This is a genomic window from Nocardia sp. NPDC051911 (genome assembly GCF_040681035.1).
Classification (GTDB): domain Bacteria; phylum Actinomycetota; class Actinomycetes; order Mycobacteriales; family Mycobacteriaceae; genus Nocardia; species Nocardia sichangensis.
In genome coordinates, this window is the sequence record NZ_JBFAXY010000023.1 from 1 (window position 1) to 24,414 (window position 24,414).

The 24,414-nt window shown below is 68.0% G+C and carries 25 protein-coding genes and 1 pseudogene; 16 read left to right on the plus strand and 10 right to left on the minus strand.

Annotated features, from left to right (window positions below; all coding sequences use genetic code 11):
- Nucleotides 1-410 precede the first annotated feature (410 nt).
- From AB0L97_RS25585 to AB0L97_RS25595, 3 genes are read right to left on the minus strand one after another with little or no spacing between them, the layout of a single operon-like run.
- Nucleotides 411-1,178 carry a glycerophosphodiester phosphodiesterase gene (locus AB0L97_RS25585; protein WP_364434018.1) on the minus strand — a complete coding sequence of 256 codons (768 nt, stop codon included), beginning with the start codon at nucleotides 1,176-1,178 and terminating at the stop codon, nucleotides 411-413.
- A complete protein-coding gene (locus AB0L97_RS25590) occupies nucleotides 1,175-2,209 on the minus strand; it encodes a DUF4328 domain-containing protein (RefSeq protein WP_355073297.1) in 1,035 nt (344 codons plus the stop codon). Before AB0L97_RS25590 ends, AB0L97_RS25585 begins: the two co-directional genes overlap by 4 nt.
- 20 nt (nucleotides 2,210-2,229) lie before the next feature.
- Complete coding sequence (locus tag AB0L97_RS25595; protein WP_355073756.1) at nucleotides 2,230-2,562, minus strand: rhodanese-like domain-containing protein; 333 nt, start codon at nucleotides 2,560-2,562, stop codon at nucleotides 2,230-2,232.
- Nucleotides 2,563-3,118: 556 nt separating this feature from the next.
- On the opposite strand from AB0L97_RS25595, the gene AB0L97_RS25600 reads away from it, so the two are divergent.
- A complete protein-coding gene (locus AB0L97_RS25600; protein WP_364434023.1) occupies nucleotides 3,119-3,730 on the plus strand; it encodes a hypothetical protein in 612 nt (203 codons plus the stop codon).
- A gap of 58 nt (nucleotides 3,731-3,788) precedes the next feature.
- Here AB0L97_RS25600 and msrA read toward each other — a convergent pair whose 3' ends face one another.
- Entirely contained in the window at nucleotides 3,789-4,469 is a 681-nt protein-coding gene (msrA, locus tag AB0L97_RS25605; protein ID WP_364434026.1) for a peptide-methionine (S)-S-oxide reductase MsrA, read from the minus strand.
- A gap of 189 nt (nucleotides 4,470-4,658) precedes the next feature.
- On the opposite strand from msrA, the gene AB0L97_RS25610 reads away from it, so the two are divergent.
- The 3 genes from AB0L97_RS25610 to AB0L97_RS25620 all read left to right on the plus strand — a co-directional run bounded on the left by AB0L97_RS25610 (nucleotide 4,659) and on the right by AB0L97_RS25620 (nucleotide 7,190).
- Nucleotides 4,659-5,282, plus strand: a complete 624-nt coding sequence (locus AB0L97_RS25610; protein WP_039794275.1) for a superoxide dismutase — start codon at nucleotides 4,659-4,661, stop codon at nucleotides 5,280-5,282.
- Between the two features lie 310 nt (nucleotides 5,283-5,592).
- Nucleotides 5,593-6,120 (plus strand): peptidase, encoded by a 528-nt coding sequence (locus AB0L97_RS25615; protein WP_355073302.1) that lies wholly within the window; start codon nucleotides 5,593-5,595, stop codon nucleotides 6,118-6,120.
- Nucleotides 6,121-6,413: 293 nt separating this feature from the next.
- Nucleotides 6,414-7,190, plus strand: a complete 777-nt coding sequence (locus AB0L97_RS25620; protein ID WP_364434031.1) for a TMEM165/GDT1 family protein — start codon at nucleotides 6,414-6,416, stop codon at nucleotides 7,188-7,190.
- A gap of 322 nt (nucleotides 7,191-7,512) precedes the next feature.
- Here the strand turns inward: AB0L97_RS25620 and AB0L97_RS25625 are convergent.
- Nucleotides 7,513-7,941, minus strand: a pseudogene (locus AB0L97_RS25625) (helix-turn-helix domain-containing protein); the annotation flags it as partial.
- On the opposite strand from AB0L97_RS25625, the gene AB0L97_RS25630 reads away from it, so the two are divergent.
- Nucleotides 7,916-8,683: an SDR family NAD(P)-dependent oxidoreductase gene (locus AB0L97_RS25630; protein WP_355073304.1), complete on the plus strand. Its 768-nt coding sequence runs from the start codon at nucleotides 7,916-7,918 to the stop codon at nucleotides 8,681-8,683. The pseudogene AB0L97_RS25625 and the gene AB0L97_RS25630 overlap by 26 nt on opposite strands.
- Before the next feature lie 57 nt (nucleotides 8,684-8,740).
- Here AB0L97_RS25630 and AB0L97_RS25635 read toward each other — a convergent pair whose 3' ends face one another.
- From AB0L97_RS25635 to AB0L97_RS25645, 3 genes are all read right to left on the minus strand, one after another.
- A complete protein-coding gene (locus AB0L97_RS25635) occupies nucleotides 8,741-9,559 on the minus strand; it encodes a methyltransferase domain-containing protein (RefSeq protein ID WP_355073305.1) in 819 nt (272 codons plus the stop codon).
- 172 nt (nucleotides 9,560-9,731) lie between these two features.
- On the minus strand, nucleotides 9,732-11,690 hold the full coding sequence (htpG, locus tag AB0L97_RS25640) for a molecular chaperone HtpG (protein WP_355073307.1): 1,959 nt from the start codon (nucleotides 11,688-11,690) through the stop codon (nucleotides 9,732-9,734).
- A 27-nt stretch (nucleotides 11,691-11,717) separates the two neighbouring features.
- A complete protein-coding gene (locus AB0L97_RS25645; protein ID WP_355073760.1) occupies nucleotides 11,718-13,325 on the minus strand; it encodes a TM0106 family RecB-like putative nuclease in 1,608 nt (535 codons plus the stop codon).
- Between the two features lie 584 nt (nucleotides 13,326-13,909).
- Between AB0L97_RS25645 and AB0L97_RS25650 the strand changes: the two genes are divergently transcribed.
- The 9 genes from AB0L97_RS25650 to rraA all read left to right on the plus strand — a co-directional run bounded on the left by AB0L97_RS25650 (nucleotide 13,910) and on the right by rraA (nucleotide 19,449).
- Nucleotides 13,910-14,554 (plus strand): DUF6474 family protein, encoded by a 645-nt coding sequence (locus AB0L97_RS25650; RefSeq protein ID WP_355073309.1) that lies wholly within the window; start codon nucleotides 13,910-13,912, stop codon nucleotides 14,552-14,554.
- A gap of 14 nt (nucleotides 14,555-14,568) precedes the next feature.
- Nucleotides 14,569-15,105, plus strand: coding sequence for a hypothetical protein (locus AB0L97_RS25655; protein WP_364434037.1), 537 nt, complete (start codon nucleotides 14,569-14,571; stop codon nucleotides 15,103-15,105).
- Between the two features lie 39 nt (nucleotides 15,106-15,144).
- On the plus strand, nucleotides 15,145-15,801 hold the full coding sequence (locus tag AB0L97_RS25660) for a YcnI family protein (protein ID WP_364434040.1): 657 nt from the start codon (nucleotides 15,145-15,147) through the stop codon (nucleotides 15,799-15,801).
- A complete protein-coding gene (locus AB0L97_RS25665) occupies nucleotides 15,798-16,337 on the plus strand; it encodes a copper resistance CopC family protein (protein WP_364434043.1) in 540 nt (179 codons plus the stop codon). Before AB0L97_RS25660 ends, AB0L97_RS25665 begins: the two co-directional genes overlap by 4 nt.
- Nucleotides 16,334-17,296: a CopD family protein gene (locus AB0L97_RS25670; protein WP_364434046.1), complete on the plus strand. Its 963-nt coding sequence runs from the start codon at nucleotides 16,334-16,336 to the stop codon at nucleotides 17,294-17,296. Before AB0L97_RS25665 ends, AB0L97_RS25670 begins: the two co-directional genes overlap by 4 nt.
- Before the next feature lie 101 nt (nucleotides 17,297-17,397).
- On the plus strand, nucleotides 17,398-17,853 hold the full coding sequence (locus AB0L97_RS25675) for an SRPBCC family protein (protein ID WP_355073317.1): 456 nt from the start codon (nucleotides 17,398-17,400) through the stop codon (nucleotides 17,851-17,853).
- A gap of 176 nt (nucleotides 17,854-18,029) precedes the next feature.
- Nucleotides 18,030-18,404: a DUF5313 family protein gene (locus AB0L97_RS25680; RefSeq protein ID WP_364434050.1), complete on the plus strand. Its 375-nt coding sequence runs from the start codon at nucleotides 18,030-18,032 to the stop codon at nucleotides 18,402-18,404.
- Between the two features lie 50 nt (nucleotides 18,405-18,454).
- Nucleotides 18,455-18,820: a DUF5313 family protein gene (locus AB0L97_RS25685; protein ID WP_355073320.1), complete on the plus strand. Its 366-nt coding sequence runs from the start codon at nucleotides 18,455-18,457 to the stop codon at nucleotides 18,818-18,820.
- A 140-nt stretch (nucleotides 18,821-18,960) separates the two neighbouring features.
- Nucleotides 18,961-19,449, plus strand: a complete 489-nt coding sequence (gene rraA, locus AB0L97_RS25690) for a ribonuclease E activity regulator RraA (RefSeq protein ID WP_364434054.1) — start codon at nucleotides 18,961-18,963, stop codon at nucleotides 19,447-19,449.
- 52 nt (nucleotides 19,450-19,501) lie between these two features.
- Here rraA and AB0L97_RS25695 read toward each other — a convergent pair whose 3' ends face one another.
- Entirely contained in the window at nucleotides 19,502-19,720 is a 219-nt protein-coding gene (locus AB0L97_RS25695) for an RNA-binding S4 domain-containing protein (protein WP_039794186.1), read from the minus strand.
- Between the two features lie 302 nt (nucleotides 19,721-20,022).
- Here AB0L97_RS25695 and lysX point away from each other — a divergent pair, with 302 nt between their 5' ends.
- Nucleotides 20,023-23,346: a bifunctional lysylphosphatidylglycerol synthetase/lysine--tRNA ligase LysX gene (gene lysX, locus AB0L97_RS25700; RefSeq protein WP_364434058.1), complete on the plus strand. Its 3,324-nt coding sequence runs from the start codon at nucleotides 20,023-20,025 to the stop codon at nucleotides 23,344-23,346.
- A 100-nt stretch (nucleotides 23,347-23,446) separates the two neighbouring features.
- Complete coding sequence (locus AB0L97_RS25705) at nucleotides 23,447-23,659, plus strand: hypothetical protein (protein WP_355073325.1); 213 nt, start codon at nucleotides 23,447-23,449, stop codon at nucleotides 23,657-23,659.
- A gap of 136 nt (nucleotides 23,660-23,795) precedes the next feature.
- Here AB0L97_RS25705 and AB0L97_RS25710 read toward each other — a convergent pair whose 3' ends face one another.
- Entirely contained in the window at nucleotides 23,796-24,374 is a 579-nt protein-coding gene (locus AB0L97_RS25710) for a Uma2 family endonuclease (protein WP_356963275.1), read from the minus strand.
- Between the last annotated feature and the right edge of the window lie 40 nt (nucleotides 24,375-24,414).

The window sequence follows — 24,414 nt, forward strand, 5'->3', positions numbered from 1 at the left end:
CAGTCGACGACGCCGCGGAAGCTCGGGCCCGAGCGACCGCCGCTGGCGACTTCGTCGCGGACGCGGCGGCCACTCGGACGCGAGCCGGGCCGCGAACGGCGGATGCTCGGTCTCGCTTCGCTCGAAAGTCGTGGTTGAGGTGGTGTGGTTCCGTCAGGAATTAGCGCGCGAATTACGTGCGCCGTGGTGGGCGTGGCGAAGATGCCGCCACACCCCCCGCTCCGGCTTTCTCGCGGCCTGCGCCGAATCGAGGGACGCCTAGCCTAGGGACCTCTTGTGGAAGTCACGGATCAGCGGGACACAGACGACCGTGTTTGTATCGATCGATCCACTGCCGAAACGGCTGGTACGACCTCAGCTGGCTGTATGGGCGGGATGTCTCGAACCAGCCCGGCCCAGCGGGGGCCGGGTCAGGCGGCGGGCAGTAGCAACTTGGTGCGGCCGGGGTGGTTCGTGGCGATCCAGCTGACGCCGAGGTCGGCGCACAATTGGACGTCGTCGGGGTCGTCGACGGTCCAGCAGTAGGTGGCGCGGCCGGCGGCGGCGGCCTTGTCGACCAGGTCGGGGTGCTCGCGCAGTGTTTTCACCGAGGGGCCGACGGCTGTGGCGCCGACGGTGGTGGCCGCCGATCCGCCCAGGTAGCGCGACGATTCGCCGAGCAGGACGGTGGGCAGCAGCGGGGCGGCGCGGCGGATGCGCCACACGGCGGTGGCCGCGAACGACATGACGACCGCGCGGGAATGATCCGCCGAGGCGGGGGTGGCGATGCCGAAGCGCTGGAGCTCGGCGAGCAGCTTGTTCTCCACCAGCGCGCCGTAGCGGACCGGGTGCTTGGTCTCGATGAACAGCTTGGTCGGCCTGCTACGCCAGTCCAGCACCAGGCTGATCAGCTCGCTGAGGGTCAGCACCGAGGCCGGATCGCCGTCGGCGCCGAAATCCAGTGCCCGCAGCTCCTCCAACGTCATCTCGCTGACCAGACCGCTGCCCGAGGAGGTCCGGTCGACGGTGCGGTCGTGCACGCACACCAGATGTCCGTCCCTGGTCAGCCGGACATCGCACTCGACGCCGTCGGCGCCCTCCTGGAGCGCCAACTCGTAGGCGGCGAGCGTGTGCTCGGGGCGCGCCGCCGAGGCGCCTCGATGCGCGACGACGAACGGCGCGCGACTGCCCTGGCTCACTTGGCCATAACCTCCTCCTGCTCACGGTCCTCAGCACCGTTGTCCTCGTGCGCGTCGGCGCCCGCCTGTGCACGTCCGCCGGGATGCACCGGCTCGATCACCGGCACCGCGGGGTCGACCGCGATCAGCCAGCGGCGCGCGGTCCGGCTGCGACCGAGTAGGTCATGCCCCTCGATCGTGCGCAACACCCAGAGGGTCAGCAACGCGACCGCGGCGGCGACCGCGTCGGTGAACGCGGTGAACAGCACCCCGTCCGCCTCGGCTTGCAACGAATCCGCGGTCCGCCACAGTAGCGCGGCCACCGTGACGAGGCCGCCGAAGACCCACGCGGCCCACCAGATCCGGACCGCCCGTCCCGTCCTGGGATCACCCTGCAATGCGGCCACTTCGCTCAGGAAGACCCCCGGCCACAGCAGGTTGACCACCGGAATCAGGCAGCCGAGCGCGAGCGCTCGCGGCGAACGCGGGTCGCGCCTGCCCGTGGCGGCGTAGGCCGAGCGCCTGATCTCGATCAGTCTTCCGACGGTGGCCGCGGCCGCCAGCAGCGCGAGCACGACCGCGAGCACTCCGGCGCCGATCACGAACGCGTCGGAGGCGAAGAGGACGGCGGGGTGGATCAGGCGCGTCCGGTTGCGCAGCAACACCCCGTAGCGCGCCAGTTCCGCGACGGCCGCGAGTCCGAAGACGACGGCGGTCGCGACGAGCAATCTGATCACCGAGTGGGTCAACTTGCCGAACGGGCGACGCGCCGCGCCGCCCGCGTGCGGTGGCGGGTCGATCAGGCCCCAGCGCGGGATCTGCGTGTACCGAGGCGTGCGGCTCGGCGGGGCCGGTCGGACGGCCGACTGCGCTCGCCGACCGCGCTGGTCGGGCTTGCGCGCCACCCAGCGGTAGTTGCGACGGTCGGCGGGCGCGTCGATCGGCCCCGGCGAGAGGAGTACGCCGCGGCAGCGCGGGCACCAGTGCATCGGCGCCCCTTGCACGGCCCAGCGCGCACCGCAGCGCGCACAAGGTTGCACCACCGTACTCACCCGCGCACCTCGTTCTTTCGTCAGTAGATCTTCGCCTCGTGGTCGCCCTCCGCGACCAGCGGGCGGCCGGCGTGCTGCCATGCCACCATGCCCCCGTTGACCTGGATGGCCTCATAGCCGATGTGCGTGAGATATTCGACCACCTGAAGCGACCGACCGCCCTGCCTGCAGATGATGTAGAGATCCGCGTCGTACTCCAGCTCGTCGATCCGGGCGGGAACGTCGACCATCGGGATGTGGATCGCGCCCGGGGCGTGTCCGAGCCGCCACTCGTCGTCCTCACGGACGTCGAGCAGGATCGATCGCGGCGTGTCGGCCGACGCGGGCGCGCTGCTGTCGAATTCGGCAGGCACGTCCTCCACCGTGACCGACGGAACGTGGGGGCTCGTCACAGATTCGATCCTGCCATGCGTGGCGGACCGCCGTGCAGTTCCATGCCAGGGGAGCGACCTCGACAGCGAGCCACGACTTCGGGTATGTTCTCCCCTCCGGAACTCGACCGCGCACCCGCCCGATGCTGGTTGTGCATAACTCGGGCGAAGTTATCCACATAATCCACAGCTCGATCCACAAGGCGCAGGTGTCGAAGGCGTTTCGCCGGATTGAACCGGCTTTCTAGCAACTGATCAGCTATCGACCTGGGGTCGTTGCGAACCCTTGGTCCGTTCTCGGCATGCTTTACCTGATCGAAGTACGGATCAGTCCCTAACGGTCGAGCGATGCGAATGGCCGATCCGGGACTCCCCTCCATACCAATCCCGGAGCGGCCATTCGTCGCCGACATCGGAACCCGCGGCCGAAGAGGGCCCGATATCTACTTGGACGGCGCCGAGGCGCATTCGGTTCCATCGAATCCAGAACGCCGCCGAAATCCCGCGATCCGGCGAAGACGATCGGTAGCCTGGGCGCATGAACGTGAGCAGGGGGCTACGCCACGGAATGGACATCGCAGGGCTCAATATCGCGTTGTCCGAGGCCACGTGCCTCGGCCTCGCGATCGACGAGGCCGCCGCAGAACTGCGACTCGACCTCGAAGTGCTGACTCTTCCCGAACGCGGAACGGCGGCGGAGGACTATCGGGTGCAGGTGACGTTCACCGGCGTGAGCCGGGTCGCCGCGTCACTGCGGACGCAGCATTGGGACGACCTGGAACCCAGGGTGCTGCCGCTGCGACTGGAAGGCCTGGACGAGGCGATCCGGAGTTTCGGCGGCGGGCGGCTGCACGGTTGGGAGTTCATCGATCTCGACGACAGCAGTTGGGCGCTGTGGAGCGAGTTGCTCAGCTTCGACACCCGCATCGGTGATCGCGAATCCGCACACGTTCTGGAGTTCTCCCAGGAGGAGGGCATCGATCCGCGCGAATTGGACGTCCGGGTGTGGTTCGACGGCATCACCGTGTACGACGCGCGGGGCAAGCAGATCCCGCTGGCGGACTTCGTCGCGGGCGGCGCGCGGTGGTGGCGGGCGCACGATGCGGGCGACCCGCGAGCCAGTCGTCCGGGAATCGCGCCGCCGCTCTGAGCGCCGAACCGTCGCGAGTGAACCGCACTTTTGGGTGCGGTTCGTCGCACCTCGGCGCTCAGGCGCCCGTGCCCACCGGGCAACTCACTCCGGTGGCGTGAACGGGGCAGTATCCCCCGGGATTCTTGGCCAGGTACTGCTGGTGATAGCCCTCGGCATAGTAGAAGGCCGCCAGCCCGGGCAGCGGCGTGATCTCCGTGGTGATCTGCCCGTATCCCGCCGCGGCCAGCCGCTTACCGTAGGACTCGGCCGTCGAGCCGACGAGGTCGGCCTGCTCGGCGCCGAAGGTGAAGACGGCCGAACGATATTGGGTGCCGCGGTCGTTTCCCTGCCGCATGCCTTGGGTGGGATCGTGGTTCTCCCAGAAGTGTTCGAGGATGCCCGCGTAGTCGATCACCGCGGGATCGAACACGACGAGCACCGCTTCCGCGTGACCCGTCCGTCCGCTGCATACCTCTTCGTAGGTGGGATTCGGCGTGTACCCGCCGACATAACCGACTGCCGTGGAGTAGACGCCGTCGAGTTCCCAGAAGCCTTTCTCCGCGCCCCAGAAGCAGCCCATCGCGACGACCGCGAGCTGGAGCCCCTCAGGAAACGGCGGGCGGATCGGGTGACCGTTGACGTAGTGGGTATCCGGCACGTCGAGCGGTTCCGCCCGGCCGGGCAGGGCTTGCTCGGGAGCGACCATGACGGGTTCGGGGAGGCTCAGGCGCCCCACTAGTTCGTCGTACCACGACATGGTTCGATGCTACGCGTGCGTTTCCAGTGGGGCCGATGTGCGTGATGTGACGGTGCGCGACCCGCTAGGTGTGAGCGGCGTCACCGGAATGCGCGAGCGTGGGCCCGAGTTGGAATCGACCGGGTGTACGAATGATGGTTGGCTGTGTCCGGAACGGGGCACAACCAGCCCGACATAGGAAGGGACAACGTGGCCGAGTACACGCTGCCAGATCTGGATTACGACTACAGCGCCCTGGAGCCCCACATCTCCGGGCAGATCAACGAGCTTCATCATTCCAAGCACCACGCCGCTTACGTCGCGGGCGCGAACACCGCACTGGAGAAGCTGGAGGCCGCTCGCGAGTCGGGCGATCACAGCGCCATCTTCCTGCACGAGAAGAACCTCGCGTTCCACCTGGGTGGGCACGTCAACCACTCCATCTGGTGGAAGAACCTCTCCCCCAACGGCGGCGACAAGCCGGTCGGCGAACTGGCCGCGGCCATCGACGACCAGTTCGGTTCGTTCGACAAGTTCCGCGCGCAGTTCACCGCCGCGGCCAACGGCCTGCAGGGTTCCGGCTGGGCGGTGCTCGGCTTCGACACCCTCGGCCAGAAGCTGCTGACCTTCCAGCTCTACGACCAGCAGGCCAACGTCCCGTTGGGCATCATCCCGCTGCTGCAGGTCGACATGTGGGAGCACGCTTTCTACCTGCAGTACAAGAACGTCAAGGCGGACTACGTCACCGCGTTCTGGAACGTCGTCAACTGGGCCGACGTGCAGGAGCGCTTCGCCAAGGCGACTTCGCAGGCCAAGGGCCTCATCTTCGGCTGAGCCTGTTCGGCACGCCGGAACCGGGTCCGCGAATCCGTCCGCCACGCGCGGCCGGATTCGCGGGCCCGTTCTGTTCTCCGGTGACGCGGACATGTTGCCGGGAACGCCACCCGCCCCGCGTGTATCCGGAGTCCCTGAGGTGGGGCGGGATCCGTCGAGTGCGCAGCCGGATTGCCCTCCTCCACGCCCCCGGCCGCCCGATTGGCACTCTTTGGTACTTGTGTGCCAGGTGACTCGTGGTTCATATTCGGGAAATCCACCCCAAAGGAACGGGCAAGGTCGCCCCCGGGTACGACAACGGGAGGCAGGAATGCGCACGAACGAACCGATCGGCATCACGCCGTTCCATTCGCGCGGGTCGCTGCGTGGCTTCTTGATTTCCGGCCGCTGGCCGGACACCACCAAGGAGTGGGCGCAGGTGCTGGTCCTAGCGGTGCGTGTGGCCACGTTACCCGGGCTGCTGACCACCTCGACGGTGTTCGGAGTCCGTGAGGACCTGCCCGACGACCCCGCCCCGGGCACGGTCGGCTTGGTGCTGGCCGAAGGGCCCGTGCTCGGCGACGAGGCCGTGGAACCCGGACGTTTCGCCGACCATGTGCCACCGGCGTTGCTGATGCTGCATCCGCCGTCCGAAACCCGCCCGACGCTGCCCGAATGCGCGGGTGCGGCCTCCGGCTGCGTCTTGCTGCCCGGCGTGCCCCACCTGGGGCTGGAACACCGTGCCGCGTGGGTCGAGGCGGAGTCGGACGGAACCGTGACCTCGCTGGTCAGCCGGGTCGGACTGGACCCGATCAGCGATCCCGACACCGCGGTTCTGGCTATGCTGCTGGCCGCGTGAGGGTAACCGAAATTCCGCACGTGGATCGCCAAACTTATTGTGCGCATTGCGATTTCGATTACAGCGGGTTGGCACGAGCGGAACGTGGCGGTAGAGTCGCAAGCAGCGAAGGGGAGTAGCCCCCAATCACACAGTCGACATACTGACCCGCCGAGCCCGCTCGGGCCGGGTCCGGCTGTGTGAACCGGCTTCCGGCCGGTGGGCGAGACCTTCGGCCTGGACAACCATTTCGTTGTCGGCCGGAGCGTCCCATATCTCCGGTCGGCAGGCCGGAGACCTTGGAGCCGCCACACATGATCGCCACCGTATTGCTCACCATCGGCGTCGTCTTCCTCGCCGAGCTCGGTGACAAGTCCCAGCTGATGGCGCTGACGTTCGCGCTGCGCTACCGCTGGTGGGTGGTGCTCGGCGGCATCGCGACAGCCTCCGCGGCGGTGCACCTGATCTCGGTCGGCATCGGCTATTTCCTCGGTGCGGCGCTGCCCACCACGGCGATCGCGCTGATCGCCGCCGTCACCTTCCTGGCCGTCGGCCTGTGGACGTTGCGCGAGCACTTCGGCACCGGCGAGCAAGACCCGGAGCCGAAGGCGCCGAAAGTGGGCGGTGCGCCGTTCTTCGTGGTGCTGTCCGCGTTCCTGCTCGCCGAGCTGGGCGATCGCACCATGTTCGCGACCGCCGCGCTGGCCACGGACTACGACTGGGTAGGCGTCTGGCTGGGCTCGACCATCGGCATGGTCGCCGCCGACGCGCTCGCCATCGCGGTGGGCATTCTGGTCGGCAAGCATCTGCCGGAGCACACGATCGGCATCGGCTCGGGCCTGCTGTTCCTCTACTTCGGCGCGGCGACCCTGCTCGGCGCGACCGCACCGGCCCTCGGCGGTGTCGCCGTCGCCGGGCTCGCGGCGCTGGTTCCCGCGCTGGCCGGTGCGGCGCTGCTGCTCACGCGGATGGCTCGCCGCTCGAGTCCAGCGCAGCCCCGTACAGTCCGCCACCCTGACGCAACAGCTCCAGCAGTGGTTCCCGCAGCGCCTGCAGACCGCTCGAGTCTCCGGCCGCGATCCGAGCGGTGACCATCGAACCGACCGCCGCGGCCAGGGCCTGACAGGCGAAACGCTGCTGGTCGGTCCGCGCGTCGAGCACGGCGGCGATCAACTCAACGAATCGCTCTTGCAGCTGGGCCCGGCGCGCGATGGCGGCCGACCCCACCGCGAAGACCTCGACCAAGAACAACCGCGCGCTGGCCGGGTAGTCCACCAGATACTGGAGATAGGCGCGCAGGATCCGATCCATCCGAGCCACGGCGTCGGTATCGGCCGCCGCGTCTTCCCTCTCGGTGGCGTCGGCGATCCGGTCGAGCAACAAATGCACCGCGCGCTGATAGGCCGCTTCGAAACAGTCTTCTTTGGAGCGGAACTGCTCGTAGAACGTCTCCCTGGACACGCAAGCCCGCTTGAGGATCGCCGCGACCGACGTTCCGATGTAACCGTTCTCGGCCATGGCCTCCGCCGTCGCGACGAGGATTCGTTCGCGCTGCGAAGCGATCACCTGCTCCCGTGGCAGGCCGTGCCTACCTCGGGGGAGGCGTGCGCTGGTGGCCGATTCGGTCATTCGGTGACTCCGGGTGTTCGGTCGAGCTGACTGGGCTGTTCCATTCTGCTCGGTCGGTTCCGCCGACTTGCCGGAAAGGGCCCGCGCCGGAAACGAGTCGCGGGAGCCGTGCAGGGCCGTTCGCCGCGTACCGGTTAGGGTGCCATTGACGAAGGGCCAACTGGCTGTCACAAACGAGAGGACCATCGTGGAGATTTCGGGTTCCGCCGCCATTGTCACCGGAGGCGCATCGGGCCTCGGCGCCGCCACCGCCAAGCGTCTCGCCGATCTCGGCGCCACCGTCTTCGGGCTGGATGTGCCGCAGTCGATCGAGCGCGCCGGCGACAACGTGCCCGCCGGGGTCACCCTCATTCCCGCCGATGTCACCAGCAACGACGAGGTCGGCGCGGCCGTCGCGCAGGTCGTCGAGTCCGGCGCCCCGCTGCGCATCGTGGTCAACTGCGCCGGTGTCGGCTGGGCGGGCCGCATCCTGTCCAAGAACGGCCCGCACGACCTGGAGCTGTTCCGCACGGTCATCACGGTCAACCTGCTCGGCACCTTCAACGTCATGCGGCTGGCCGCCGACGCGATCGCCAAGACCGACGCCGTGGACGAGTACGGCCAGCGCGGCGTCATCATCAACACCGCCTCGGTCGCCGCGTTCGAGGGGCAGATCGGTCAGATCGCCTACTCGGCGTCCAAGGGCGGCGTGCACGGTATGACGGTTCCGGCAGCGCGCGATCTGGCCCAGTTCGGCATCCGGGTGAACACCATCGCTCCCGGCATCATCGACACCCCGATGCTCGCCGGCGTCACCGAGGAGTACCGCAAAGGCCTCGAGGCGGGCGTGCCCTTCCCGTCCCGCCTCGGCCGTCCGGACGAGTACGCGCAGCTGACGCAGTACATCGTCGAGCACGACTACCTCAACGGCGAGACCATCCGCATGGACGGCGCGCTGCGCATGGCGCCGCGGTAATTCCGCTCCGCAGTCCCGGCAGCGCGTGACCCTTCACCGAAGGGTCGCGCGCTGTTCTCATTCCCCCGATTTGTGGCCGATGCCGAGGTAGGCCGTGGTGGACAACGGGCAGTGCGGCCGGTACTTCTCGGCGAGAAACGCTTTCATGACGGCGGCGCGCCGCGCCCAGACCTCCGCGCTCACGTTGTGGCGCATGAGTTCCAACGGGGCGCTGCTGCGCACCATGGTCTCCCACATCTCCTCGGGGCTGCCGAAGGTGAGCGCGATCGAATGCCGCTGGATGGACACGGCTTCGAAGCCCGCACCGCGCATCTCCGATTCGAAGACCTCCGGGTTCTCCAGGCTCAGGAAGTTCGGTTGCGGCTCCTGGATGTCCGGGTCGGCCGCGGTCAAGGCACCGAACATCATCCGCATCAGCGGCGAGTCCGCGATCGGCGCCCAGCTCGACACCACCGCCGTCCCGCCCGGCCGCAACACTCGGAACAGCTCGGCGAACCCACGAGCGCGGTCCGGGAAGAACATCAGTCCGAACATGGAGAACCCGGCGTCGAAATGGTCGGATTCGTACGGCAGTTCTTGTCCGTCACCCACTTGCGCCCGGATATTCACCAGCCCGGCGGCAGCGGCGTTCTTCGCCAAGCGCGCGATCATCGACTCCGCGAAATCGATGGCGTCGACCTGCGCCACGTGACCCGCGGCCAGCAGGCTGAGCGTGCCCGGCCCCGCCGCGACATCCACGATGCGCGATTCCGGCGAGAGCGATGCGAACTCGAGCGCCCGCGCCGAGAACGGTTGCATTATCGCGGGTGCGAACTCGTCATATCCGTCGGCGACGAGATCCCACGGCTCGGCGACGGCAAGCGGGTTTGCGGACATGTCGTGACGATCCTTTCAGGCATCCACATCTAACCGCGCCACCCGGGGGCGAACTCCCCAGTCCTGCGAATATGCCATCCCGCCCGTCACCGTAACCGAGAAATGGCCGAAACGCCGCCGACCGCACCGGCCGCGACCGGAGGACATTGCCGGTCCTCCGGTCGCGGATGGTTCAGAGAGTGCGAGTGAGCCGATCGGTGAGGATGTGGGCGAAGTGCGCCGGATCCTTGAGTTCACCGCCCTCGGCGAGCACCGCCGTGCCGAACAGCAGTTCGGCGGTTTCCGACAGCTCGGTCGCCGTGCCGGCGTCGGCCTTCTCCCGCTCGGCCGCGTACGCGTCGCGCAGGCCGGTGACCAGCGGGTGGGTCGGGTTGAGTTCCAGAATCCGCTTGCTCTCCGGCAGCGCCTGGCCCGAGGCGCGATACATCCGCTCCAGCATCGGCGTGAAGTCGAACACGTCACCGACCAGGCAAGCCGGAGAGGTGGTGAGCCGGTTGGTCAGGCGCACCTCCTTGACGTTCTCCTCCAGCGTCTTGCCCAGCCACGTGAGGACATCGGCGAAGTCCTTGTCCTGCTGCTCGCGCAGCGCCTCGGAGGCCTTCTTCTCCTCCTCGGTCTCCAGATCGACCTCGCCCTTGGCGATGGACTGGAACGCCTTGCCGTCGAATTCCGGTACGGAACCGACCCACATCTCGTCGACCGGGTCGGTCAGGATCAGCACCTCGCGGCCCTTGGCCTTGAACGCCTCCAGATGCGGGGAGCTCTCGACCTGCTGACGGGTCTCGCCGGTCATGTAGTAGATCGTGTCCTGCCCCTCGGGCATCCGCTCCACGTACTGGGCCAGCGTGGTCAGCTCGGTCTCGGAGTTCGTCGAGGCGAACGAGGAGACCTGGAGGATGGTGTCGCGGTTGTCGAAGTCCGAGAGCAGGCCCTCCTTCAGGACGCGGCCGAACTCCTTCCAGAAGGTCTGGTAGCCGGCCTGGTCCTCGGCGCCCTGCAGATCCTTGACCGTGGACAGCACCTTCTTCACCAGACGCTTGCGGATCATCTGGATCTGCCGGTCCTGCTGGAGAATCTCCCGGGAGACGTTGAGCGACAGATCCTGCGCGTCCACCACGCCCTTGACGAAGCGCAGGTACTCCGGCATCAGCTCTTCGCAGTTGTCCATGATGAACACCCGCTTGACGTAGAGCTGGACGCCGCGCTTGTGCTCGCGGGTGAACAGGTCGAACGGCGCGTGCGAGGGGATGAACAGCAGCGCCTGGTACTCGAACGTGCCCTCGGCCTTCAGCGGGATGATCTCCAGCGGATCGTCCCAGCCGTGACTGACGTGCTTGTAGAACTCCTTGTACTCCTCGTCGGAGACCTCGCTCTTGGGGCGCGTCCACAGCGCCTTCATGGAGTTGAGCGTCTGGTCCTCGAGGATCGTCTTCTCCTCGGCGGCCTCGCCTTCGCCCTCGGTGACGGTCCGCTCCACCTGCATGCGGATCGGCCAGGAGATGAAGTCGGAGTACTTCTTGACGATCTCGCGCAGCTTCCACTCCAGCGTGTAGTCGAAGAGGTGATCCTCCTCGTCCACCGGCTTGAGGTGGAGCGCGACCGACGTGCCCTGCGGGGCCTCGTCGAGTTCGGAGATCGTGTAAGTGGAGCTGCCCGCGTTCGACTCCCACCGGGTGGCGGTGGCCTCGCCCGCGCGGCGGGTGGTCAGGGTGACCTTGTCGGCCACCATGAAGGTCGAATAGAAACCGATGCCGAACTGGCCGATCAGCTCCTCGGCGGCGGCCTCGGACTTGGCCTCGTTCAGCTTCCTGCGCAGCTCGGCGGTACCGGACTTGGCGAGGGTGCCGATCAGATCGACCACCTCGGCGCGCGACATGCCGATGCCGTTGTCCCGGACGGTCAGGATCCGCTCGTCCTTGTCGACCTCCAGTTCGATGTGCAGGTCGGAGGTGTCGACGTGCAGATCCTTGTCTCGGAAGGACTCCAGCCGCAGCTTGTCCAGCGCGTCGGAGGAGTTCGAGATCAGCTCCCGCAGGAAGGTGTCCTTGTTGGAGTAGACGGAATGGATCATCAGCTCGAGCAGCTGATGGGTCTCTGCCTGGAACTCGAGTTGTTCGACGTGCTCTGTCACGGTCGCGATGGTACCGCCGTGCGCTGACTACGGAGCCGAAGGTGGGGCCGCCGCGTAACCCGCGACGGTCCCGGGCGACCGCGCATCGGGAACCTGCCGGAAATCGGCGAGACCGGCAACCTCCGCGTCGGCGCGGGTGGTCATCCATTCGCGCAGCACCTGGGTGGCGCGGACGTCGTCCTCGTTGTACTCCAGCAAACGGGTGCGCTGGGTCGCGTCGGGCGTGGCGCCGTCGTAGCCGACCGCGAGCCGGTACCAGCTCATCGACGCCTCGCCGCTCGCCTCGGGATCACGCCACGAGAACCCGGCGACCGGCGCGATCTTCTTCAACCCCTTGCCGTTCGGGCAGATGAACTGGTCGGAGACGGCTTGGAACATGTCCACCCATTGCGGTCCGTCCACGAACGCGCGCACCTGCTCCACCGTCGGCACGCCGGGCCTGCCCGCGAACCGGCGCGCCGATTCGTACAGCCACTTGTCTTCCGCCGTGCGCGAATAGCAGTACGCGGCAAATGTTCTGCCCGTCGCGGTCGCCTCGGCGCGCACCGTCATCAGCCAGGTCCAGAACTCGCCGAAAGAGCGGCCCTCGTCCTCGGTGGGCAACGGATCCCAGGTGACGAACGGGCGGTACACGCCGTTCAGCAGCGTTCCCCACAGGTACGCGCCGTACTCCTGGAAGCTCTCCAGATCGACGTCGACCTCCACATCCGCCCGCCGCACTTGCACGCTCTCGACCCGCCGCACCAGCGGGGCGCCGACGATCCACGCCCGCGCGGTGACCACGGCCTCGTCGAACGGGCCGTGCTGCCAATCCTCGGGCTCCTCACCCACCCACGCGGCGAGTTCATCGATGGTCTCGACGTTGTGCCTGCGCAGCACCTCGGCGCGGGAGCCGGGCGCCACCAGGCTGACGTCACGATGCTCGATCAGCCAGCCCTCGCAGCTCGGGCCATCGACTCCTCGCGTCCACCACGGGCACTGCCTGCACTCGGGCACCTTCGACGGGATGGTGGGCAGCTCGCCGCGCACCACCGCGATCCGGTCGGCGTAGCGGCGGTCGTAATCGGCCAGCAGCGGCGCCAGGTCGTGGACCAGGATGCGATCGAAATCGAAGCCGATGACGCCGCCGACCAGCGCGGGGCTGGCCAGGCCGTGCCGTTGCAGCATCCGGTGCAGGTGGGCGAGCCGCTGTTGGTCGCGGGGCTGCTGGCGTAGCTTGCGGTGCGGATCCGGTTGCGGGTCCCAGTGATACGGGTCCGAGGTGGTGGGGTGGAAGTCGGCGCGCTCGGGTTGACGCGGGTCGGTCACCTTGTGGTTCACCACGATGATCGGGATGTAGCCGCCGCGTTCGACGTCGCGCAGCAGGATCTCCGAACCTCCGCGCCTGCCGGTGTCCGGCTCCTGCGGTAGCAGTCCGCCCCAGATGTGCCGTGCCCCGATTTCGCACGCGCGCATCGTCGCTTCGGCGCGCTCGGCGGCGCGCAGTCCGGGATCGATCACCACCCAGGCATCGGGGTCCGCGCCGACCAGCGCGTCGCGCACTCGGGCGCGGTGTGCGACGGCGGCGTCCCGGCGCTGGCGTACGCCCGCGTCCTCGACGATCCCCGCCAATGCCTCAGGGTGCGCGGCGTCCATACGCAGGCGATGGCGGCAGCCGATCAGCGCCCTGGCATCGATGAAGGCGGCCGGCACGTCGGTGGCCCGATCCACGGCCGTTCCGTTGCGCTTGCGACCATCCCGGTCACCGATGTCCGAATCCACGCTAAGCAGTATGGTCCCTCCCCCCGACAGTGTTGAATTTCAGCGCTGTGTTGGTCTGGCCGCGACTTCGTCGCGGCGTGTTCGCGACCCCCTTGTGGCTCACGTCCGAGCGACCGCCGCTGGCGACTGCGTCGCGAACGCGGCGGCCACTCGGACGTGAGCCGGGCCGCGAACGGCGCATGCTCGGTCTCGCTTCGCTCGAAACCGGGGGTACGGTGCGCTGGGCGCGTAGGGCGGTGACCCGCACATACGCGGTACTCACATTGGCGATCGCGTCGACCCCACTGCCGAGTCGCTCGGCTGGGATGGGAATTGCCGGGCGCCGTGCGCGCGGGCCGCACTACTCTCGCAGCTGACGGCGTGGACCCGATAGGGTAACGGCAAAGCGTGTGACATGGGCGGACGGGCTTCCCCGGCGTCGTACTGCCATGGCGAACCAGCATGACGGAGGGCCTTCGATGGGGTTGTTCACGAAGCGCAAGCGGCGGCCGAGCCGCAGGGCCGAGGCGAAAGCCCTCAAGCACAAGGCCGTGATGGAGGCCAAGCTCGTCGCGAAGAACGACCGCAAAGCGCGCCGGGCCGAGGCCCGCACCCAGCGCAAGGTCGCCAAGGCGCAGATCGCGACGTTCCAGGCGGAGGAGAAGGCCGCGCTCAAGGTGGCGGCCAAGGCCGAACGCGATCCGTTCAGCGCCGGTCAGGTGAAGAAATACCTCGGGGTGGCCCGTGTGCTCATCCCGGTACTCGCTCCGCTCGCCTACCGCGGCGCGACCTTCCTGCGCGGACAGCTCGACACCCGCCGCGCCCAACAGCTCGGCGTCGGCATCGACCAGCTCGGCGACTTCACCGGACACGGCGCGAAGCTGCAGGCGCGGATCACGAATGCCGAAGCGGCGCTGACGAAGATCGGCTCGCAGGACGGCAAGGACAAGGGCGAGGCGCAGAAGTTCGTCGCCGCCACCAAGGACCGCCTCGGCAGCCTGACGGCCGCCGTGCACACCTCCGACCAGATGCCCGCCAATCGCCGCCGTTCCGTGCACGCGTCGATCTCCCACGAGCTGTCCGGGATCGAGTCGGACATTCTGGCCCGGCTCGGCGTGCGCTGAGTTTCCTCGTCCCGATGTCTCCGCACCCGATCACCGGCCACCTGCGTGGCGGCCTGGTCGGCGTGCTGGTCGGCGTGCTCGCCGTCGCCGCACACGGTGCGGCGGGTGGCGGTGCGCCGGGCTCCACCGAGCTGACGCTGCTGTTGCTGATCGCCGCCGGAGTCGGCTCGGCCGCGGGAACCGCACGAGCGTGCCCGCGCCCGTCCGTCGTGGCCGGGCTGCTCGGCGCGGGCCAGCTGCTGAGCCACGCCGCGCTGTCGGTGCTGGTCGACCACGACCATTCCGGCCCCACGGACGCCACAACGATTTCCCCGCTGCCGACCGGATGGATGCTGCTCGCGCACACCGTCGCGACGGTCGCTTGCGCGGCACTGATCATCCTCGCCGAGCGGCTTTCCGCCGCCGCCTCCGGTGCACTGCGCGTGATTCTCGCTCCGCCGCGGCGGATGCGAATCGCCGGCGCGCCGCTCTGGGCTGATCCCGGCCTACCGCCCTATCGCTGTGCTCCGCTGGGTGCGCTCGGTCCTCGCGCGCCGCCGGTGTCGGTCTGATCCTCCGACACCCATTCCTCTCGCACAGGAGACCTCAGCATGCCCAGCTCGATTTCGCGCGCCGTCACGACGACGGTCGCCACAACGGCACTCGTTCTGCTCGCGGGCGGCGCCGCCGCGGCACACGTCACGGTGGACGCGCCCGGCGCGGCGCAAGGCGGATACGCCGTCGCCACCTTCCGGGTGCCCACCGAATCGGACACCGCCAGCACCACCGCGCTCACCGTCACCCTGCCCAACCTGAAATCCGCTCGGAACGAACCGATTCCGGGATGGTCGGCCAAGGTCGAACGCAACGACAAGAAGGAGATCACCGCGATCACCTGGACCGCCGATCCCGGCGCACCGGGCATTCCGCCCGGACAGTTCCAGCGTTTCGCGCTGTCCGTCGGCCCACTGCCCGCCCTGGACTCGGTGAGCTTCCCCGCCAAGCAGACCTATTCCGACGGCAAGGTGGTCAACTGGGATCAACCGGTCCAGCAGAACGGCGACGAACCGGAACATCCGGCCCCGTCGATCACCCTGGCCGCCGCGAAAGACCACGCGGACGGGCACGCGGTGAGCAGCGAAGCCGAAGACGAAGACGCCGACCACGAGGACCAGACGGCCCGCTGGCTCGGCGGGATCGGTCTGGCCCTCGGCTTGCTCGGTGTCGCGCTCGGCGTCGGCAACGTGATCCGCGGGCGGCGCGCATGAGCCGCCGCCTCCTCGCCGCCCTCGTGGCGGGACTGTTTCTGCTCGGGTTCGGCATCGCCGCAACGGGAGTCGCCGCCGCGCACTCCGCCGCGACTGGCAGCGTCCCGGAGGACAACGCGACCGTAGACGCGGGCCCGGACCGCGCCAGCGTCACGTTCAACGAGGAACTCCAGCCCAGCTTCCCGTCGCTCACCGTCGTCGGACCGGACGGCAATCTGTGGTCCAAGGGCGATCCGGTGGTCGAGGGCAAGACGGTAAGCGTCGCCGTAGGCGAGCTGGGCCCGGTCGGCGAATACACCATCGCCTATCGGGTGACCTCGGCCGACGGCCACCCGGTCAGCGGCAAACGGCACTTCACGCTGGGCAAGCCGGGCAACGGCACGCCGGGGCCGAAGCCGAACGCGAAGGCGAACGACAGCTCGGACGGCTCGGACGGGATCCCGCTGTGGGTGTTCGTCGTCGGCGCGGTCGTGTTGTTCGGCGGCGGGCTCGCGTTCGCCTTGTTCGGCGGCAGGAGCCGCGACCAGAAGCGGTGAGCGACGTGAAGACCGGCGGCCGGGACGGCGCTCGGCGCGCCCCCGGCCGGATGCCATGGCCCGCGGTGTTGCTGACCTTCCCGGCGGGGCTGCTTGGCGTCGTACTCGCCTGGGTCCTGATCCTTCCTGGACCGCTGCCGGGGGAGGCCGTGGTCCGGGTGGTCGCCGACGGCATCGGGGCCACCGCGCTCGGGTTGGCCGCGCTGCCCAGGGTGGCGCCGCGCTCGCGGACACCATGGCGGTTGCTCGCGGTACTCGCCGGGGTTTGGGCGGTGGCCGAATTCGCCGTGCTGGTCTTCGAGGCCGCGGAGGTGGTCGGCGTTCCGGTGAGCCGACTCGGCGCCGGAGAGTTCGGCACCTATCTGGTCGACGTCAGCGGCGGGCAGGTCGGGATCGCGATCCTGGTCGGCGTCGCGACGGTGGCAGGTGGATCGGCGCTGGCCTTCCGGCGGCCCGAGTCCGCCTCCGCCGATCTGGTGCTGGTGTTCGCGGCGGTCGCGCTGGCGTTGCGGCCGATCACCGGGCACATGTCGCAACAGGCGTTCGGGTCGGTTCTCGCCGCGGTGCACGCGTTGGCGGCGGGCGCCTGGTTCGGGTTGCTGGTCGCGCTGGCGCTGGTCGTGCGGACCCGCGGCGAGTGGGCGGCCGTGCTGCCCAGGTATTCGGCGGTGGCGCTGCCCCTGGTGGCGGTCGTGGCGGTGACGGGGCTGCTCAACGGGCTGATCCGGGTCGGTGGGGTGGCTCCGTTCGTCAGCACCGGTTACGGCCGGATTCTGCTCGCCAAGACCGTGGTGCTGCTCGGCTTGCTGGCGCTCGGCTGGTGGTGGCGGCGCAGTTGGGTGCCGAAGGCGGCGGACCACCGGATGGACGCGAAGGACTCGCTGCGCCGCGCGGTAGCCGAGGTGGTCGTGATGGCGCTCGCCTTCGGCCTCGCCGCGACTCTCGCGGTAACAGCCTGAGCCGCGGCTCCGCGTCCCGGTTACGCGTACCTCCGCCGTCGCTCCGGCCATGCGCGGGCCGAGGACGGACTGCGTCCGACCGCACCCGTTAAGGTCTGCGCATGACCGAAGTGAAGATCGTCGAGGATTGCGTGGCCTCGGCGGAGTCCGCGTTCGCCTACGTGAACGACTACCGGAACCTGTCGCGGTTCCTGCACGGTATCCAGTCCTTCACCCCGGTCGGGGAGCAGACCGAAGGCGTCGGCGCCACCTTCGACGGGCACATGAAACTGGGGCCCGCCTCGCTGAAGTCGCGGATCCGAGTGATCCGCTGGGAGAGGGACTTCGCCATCGGCGTCGAGTCCATCAAGGGTTTCGACGTCGAATCCACCTTCTTGTTCCACGCCAAGGGCGACAGGTTGTGCACGGTCGACGCGATCGTGGACTTCCGGGTGCCAGGCGGCTTGGCGGGACGGGCCCTCGGCAAGACCATCGAGCCGTTCGTCAAGATCGCCGTGCAGCACACCACCCACAACCTCGTCACCCAGATAGCGGCGTTCCACGCGCGCTCTGTTTGATTTGCCGCGACTTCGTCGCGGCGTGTTCGCATGCTCGGTCTCGCTTCGCTCGAAACCGGAGGTTGCGGTGCGCTGAGCGCGGGAGGCGGTAACTGCACCACGTGCGTTCGGGGTGCGGCTCGGGCTGCCACCGGCCGTCAGACCGTAGGTGAGGCTCGGGCTGTCATGCTGGAGGGGTGAGTGCTACACCCTCGGTCGGACAGCGGATCGGTTATATCTTCGGCAGGACCCTGCCGGAATCGATGTCCGGTTGGGTGCGGGAGGATCTGGTCGGGCCGGGCGCTACGCGGCGTTACCTGCTGCGGTTTCTGGTGCCGGTGCTTCCGGTGCTCATGCTGTTCCTGTTGCTGCCCGGCCCCCTGTGGATGGGTCTGGCGATGATGGCGCTGTTGTACATCCCGCTGATCTACTTCACCGTGGCGCTGCTGTACGTCTACCGGCGCCATCGGCTGATCAAGCACGGTCTCGACCCCGCGCTCGCGGATGCCGACGCCCGCCGCCGGGGCGAGCGTGAGCGGCTGGAGTACGAGCGCCGACACGGACGTGGATGACCCGCATCGAGACCTGGCGGTGCCTTATACCACAGGCATAGCCTGGAGGAATGAAAACCCCCACGTTGACGCAGCGGATCGCCTACGATCTCGGCCGCGAGCTCCCCGAGGAGCTGCACGAGTGGGTTACCCACGACCTCGTCGGACACGGGGCCATGGAACGCTATCTCGTCCGCTTCATCGGGCCGATCATCCCGTTCTTCGCCCTGGTACTGCTGTTCCCCGGGCCGATGCCGCTGAAGATCGGCTTGATCGTGATGATGATCGTTCCGCTGATCGTCTTCACGGTCGCGCTGAGTTACGTCTGGCGCCGCTTCCGCTTGGTCCAGCACGGCCTGAACCCCGACCTGGTCGACCACGGAAAGTGCACCGAACACGACCGCGACCTGTACGAACTGCGCTACGGCCACAGATAACGCCGCCGCCCCCAGAAGTAACGCGCCGATCGACCACGCGCGAGGGCAGCCGACGCCCATCGACCGAAGCCTGACGCTCGGACGCGAGCCATAGGGGGGCCGCAAACACCCAGCGCCGCAGGCGCTGGAAAATGAACGCCATGACGGAATCGCAGAATGTAATCGCCACCGCAGATCTGGCCGACGAGATCGGCCCGGAGATCCGCAGCTGCGACACGCAGTTCATCCAGTTCGGCGGGCGGGCGGCATTCTCCGGACGCATCACCACAATCCGTTGCTTCCAGGACAATCTGCTGGTCAAGCAGACGCTCGGCGAGCCGGGCGACGGCAAGGTACTGGTGGTGGACGGCGGTGCGAGCGTGCACACGGCGCTGGTCGGCGACATCATCGCCGGGCGCGGCGTGGAGAACGGCTGGGCGGGCGTCATCGTCAACGGCGCCGTTCGCGACTCCGCCATCCTGCGCACCCTGAACATCGGCATCAAGGCGCTGGGCACCAACCCACGCAAGAGCACCCAGACCGGCAGCGGCGACCGCGATGTACCGGTCGAGTTCGGCGGGGTCACCTTCGTCCCCGGCGACATGCTCTACAGCGACCACGACGGCATCGTGGTACGCGCCGAGGATTGAGCCGGTGCGGCGGCGCGCCCGAATCCGCCCGTTCGCCGCGACCCGGCGGCGATCAGGCGGACACGATCGCCTTGTGACCGGCGAGCGCGACCACATCACCGATGTGCAGTTGCCGCCCGCGCCGCAGTTCCACCTCGTCGTTCACCCGCACCAATCCGGCGGCGATCACCGTCTTCGCCTCCGAACCCGAATCGATCAGGTTGGCCAGCTTCAGAAACTGGCCGAGCCGAATAACGTCGTCATCGATCGGTACTTCGACTGGTTCCGACATGGGGTAAATACTTACTACCCCATCCGAACTCGCCGAACACCGCCCCAGGTCCCCAGCGATCTCCGGGCAACTATGCCGCACTCCCGCTCCGCGCAGAAATCGGAACGTCTCTACCGTATGCAACGAATTCACACCGATTTGGTCGGCCGCTCCGCCCAGGTCAGCGCGGAATCACAAAAGTTCGTCGTCGAGCCTTCTCGGCGGCGAACACGCCGCGCTCGAGTCCGGACCGTACAAACACCGCACAAACACGCGCGCCGCAGGCTTGGCAAATCCGACACACTCACGTACACACTGGTTCCGTGACCTCCACGCAAGCCCAGCAACACCTCGACACCGCACCACCGGCGGATAAACCGACTCCGCCGGTTCCACACCGTGGTCATGGCCGACTTTCGGAAGTGCCGCATATCGCGGGTTTGACGCTCGGTGTATTCGCGGTGCTGTGCTTCCTGTGGAGCCTCTCGCCCGCGCTGCGTTTCCTGACCCAGGTGCCGCGCCGCTATATCGATACCTATTACTTCGACGCGCCGGACACGAACCTGATGTGGGCGCTGGTGGTCGGGCTGACGGCCGGCGCGATCACCAGCCGCAAACGGATCGCCTGGTGGTTGCTGATCGGCTATCTCGCGATCTACACGGTGGTCAACGCCATGGCCTTCGCCGAGCGCGGCAGTATTCACGCGCTGGTGGCGATGGTGGTGCACCTAGCCGTGATCGGCGTGCTCATCGCGGCATGGCCGGAGTTCTACACCAAGGTGCGCCGCGGCGCCGGGTGGAAAGCGCTCGGCGTGCTGGTCGGTGGACTGGCGATCGGCGCGCTGCTGGGGTGGGGACTCGTGGAAATGTTCCCCGGCAGTCTTCCGCCGGGCCTGCAGCGGCCTGGGTGGGCGATCTACCGGGTGACCGCGGCGGTGCTGGCGGACAACGAGCACTTCGACGGACATCCACGACCGTTCGTCAACTTCCTGCTCGGCCTGTTCGGCGCTGTCGCGCTGCTGGCCGCGGTGGTCATCCTGCTGCGCTCGCAGCGGGCGGCGAACGCGATGACCGGCACCGACGAGTCGGCGCTGCGCGGACTGCTGGAGCGCTCGGACGTGGAGGATTCGCTCGGCTACTTCGCCACCCGCCGGGACAAGGGGGTGGTGTTCGCGCCGAGCGGCAAGGCGGCGGTGACCTATCGGGTGGAACTGGGCGTCTCCCTGGCCAGTGGTGACCCGATCGGCATCCGCGAGGCATGGCCGCAGGCCATCGATGCCTGGCTGCGGGAGGCCGATCAGTTCGGTTGGGCGCCCGCGGTGATGGGCGCGAGCGAGGTCGGGGCGACGGCGTACCGGCGGGCGGGTCTTTCCGCGCTGCGCCTCGGTGACGAAGCCATTCTGGATACCAGGAACTTCTCGCTGGCCGGACCCGAGATGAAGCCGGTGCGTCAGGCCGCCAACCGGCTGCGCAAGCACGGTGTCGTGGTCCGCATCCGCAGGCATCGCGATATCCCCGCCGAAGAGTTCCGCAGGATCATCGCCCGCGCCGATGCCTGGCGCGACACCGAGACCGAGCGCGGGTTCTCCATGGCGCTGGGCAGGCTGGGCGATGCGCTGGACGGCGACTGCTTGCTGGTCGAGGCCGTCAATCCGCAGGACCGGGTGCTCGGCATGCTGTCGCTGGTGCCGTGGGGCCGCACCGGCGTCTCGCTGGAGCTGATGCGCCGCGACCCCGGGGGTCCCAACGGCGTGATGGAGCTGATGATCTCGCAGCTCGCGCTGCATTCCGAGCTGTACGGCATCACCAAGGTATCGCTGAACTTCGCGGTGTTCCGCTCGGTGTTCGAGGAGGGCGGCCGGATCGGAGCCGGTCCCGTGCTGCGCTTGTGGCGCGGCGTGCTGCTGTTCTTCTCCCGCTGGTGGCAGTTGGAGGCGCTGTATCGCTCGAATGTGAAGTATCAGCCGCACTGGGTGCCCCGGTTCTTCCTGTTCGAAGATCGCAGGCACCTCCCCCGCGTCGCGATGGCCAGCGCGCTGGCGGAGGGCTTCCTGCCCCGGTTCGGCAAGGAGCCGGACACCGCGATCCACACCGGCGAACATGTCGCGGTGCCCGCCACCGTGACGGGCCTGCACACCGACGGCAGCGCGCCGGATATCCCCGAGCACGAGAGTGCGGAGCAGTTGCCACGCAGACCCGAACAGGTTCGCGTGCGCATGGACAAACTGGCGCGGCTGACGGATTCCGGCATAGATCCCTATCCCGTCGCCTACCCGCCGACGCACACCGTCGCCGATGCGCGGCGTTCCCCGCGCGGCACCACGGTCCGGGTCTGCGGCAGGTTGCTGCGCATCCGCGACTACGGCGGCGTGATCTTCGCGGTGGTCCGCGACTGGACCGACGACATCCAACTCGTCATCGATCGCGACCGGGTCGGCGCCGCCCGAAGCGCCGAGTTCGGCGAGTTCTTCGATCTGGGCGACCTGATCGAGGTGAGCGGTCAGATCGGGGCCAGCAGGCGCGGTGAGCTGTCGCTGCTCGCGGCGGACTGGCGGATGCTGGGCAAATGCCTGCACCCGCTACCGGACAAGTGGAAGGGACTGGCCGATCCCGAGGCCAGGGTGCGGCAGCGCTACGTCGACATGGCGATCAACACCGAGATCCGCGAGGTGCTGGCCAAACGGAGCGCGGTGATGCGCTCGCTGCGGGACTCGCTGAACTCCCTGGGTTACCTGGAAGTGGAGACGCCGATCCTGCAACAGGTGCACGGCGGCGCCAACGCCACGCCGTTCCTCACCCACATCAACGCCTACGACCTCGACCTGTACCTGCGCATCGCCCCCGAGCTGTATCTGAAGCGGCTGTGCGTCGGCGGAATGGAGAAGGTGTTCGAGATCGGGCGCACCTTCCGCAACGAGGGCGTCGACTTCAGCCACAATCCCGAGTTCACCATTCTCGAGGCCTATGAGGCGCACAGCGACTACGAGCGCATGATGCACACCTGCCGACGGCTGATCCAGAACGCCGCGATCGCGGCCAACGGCGCCATGGTGGCCCTGCGGCCCCGTGGCGACGGGACCTTCGAGGAGGTGGACATCTCCGGCGAGTGGCGGGTGCGGACGGTGCACGGCGCGGTGTCGGAGGCGATCGGTACGGAGATCACACCCGAGACCCAGGTCGAGGAGTTGCGCCAACTGTGCGAAAAGGCCGAGGTGCCCTGTCAGCACGGCTGGGACGCCGGACAGGTGGTGCTGGAGATGTACGAGCACTTGGTCGAATCCCACACCCAGGAGCCGACTTTCTACATAAACTTCCCGACTTCGGTGTCCCCGTTGACCAGACAGCACCGCAGCATCCCGGGCGTGACCGAGCGCTGGGACCTGGTCGCCTGGGGTGTCGAACTCGGCACCGCCTATAGCGAACTCACCGATCCCGTGGAGCAGCGCCGCAGGCTCACCGAGCAGTCACTGCTCGCGGCCAACGGTGACCCCGAGGCGATGGAGCTCGACGAGGACTTCTTACAGGCGCTCGAGCACGCCATGCCGCCGACCGGCGGGCTCGGCATGGGCGTGGACCGGATCGTCATGCTGATCACCGGACGCAGCATCCGCGAGACACTGCCGTTCCCCTTGGTGAAACCACGCTGACCGAGCCTTCGTCCTGGAAGGATCCTCATCGAACGAATCGGACCGCTACCCTTGGAGATTCGGCCCCGGGAGGAGGCCGCGACACCGAAGGGGTTCGGATATGTACCTTGATCTGCTGACGAACGCGAGTCTGCTGGACCACACCGTATGGGCCAGCCCCGACACCTGGAACTCCGCGCTCGAGTTGGCCGCCAAAAAGAAGAAGAGCAGGGGCGGCGGCGGGCTGATCATCGGCGCACTCTGCTGCCTGCTGGTGGTCGCCCTGATCATCGGCGGCATCTACCTGCTGACCAAGCGCAGGAAGAACAACTAACGGCAGACACCGACGGCCCGGCTTCTCGATACGAACCGGGCCGTCGTCGCTGTGGTCTCAGGCGCGGTCGGATGCCGATTCCGTCGCCACTGGCGGCTCTTGGCCGTGGTCGGCCAACCGAGCCGAACCGACCTTTCTACAACCGATCGATCTCGGTGAGATCGATATCCAGATCGAACGGCACGGTCAGCTTCAGGCGATCGTGGTGAATTCCGGTAAGCGCGTACGTCTTCGTGGCCGGATCCAGTTCGTACACGTAGACGACGGGGCGGCCATCCACGTTCTCCACTCGCCAGAAGTGAGCGATGCCCGCGCGGGCATAGAGTTGCGGCTTCCGCTCGCGATCCCGGGTGCGGGATTCCGCCGACACCACCTCGACTGCCAAGACGACGTCATCGGCGAGATAGGAGGTGAGTTCGGGACCGCCGTCACGGTCGGCGTGGATGACGACCAGGTCGGGTTCCGGACGTTGGTCCCGCCCGAGCGTCACTGTCATTTCCCGCCGCACCCGAAGGTGCGCCGGGGCGAAATGGCGGAGCACGGAGTCGAGCAGCGTGATCACCAACATATGGAACTTCGCCTGCGGACTTACGAAGACGAGACTCCCGTCGATCAGCTCGGTGTGCGGGGGAAGGTCTGGCAGGCGATCGAGATCCTCGGCGACGAACCCGCCCGGCGGCGGGCGCAGCCACTGCGGAAACGGCTCGACGGTCATGGTTCGAGTATGTCACCCCTGGTGGGCCGGACGAAGGGTC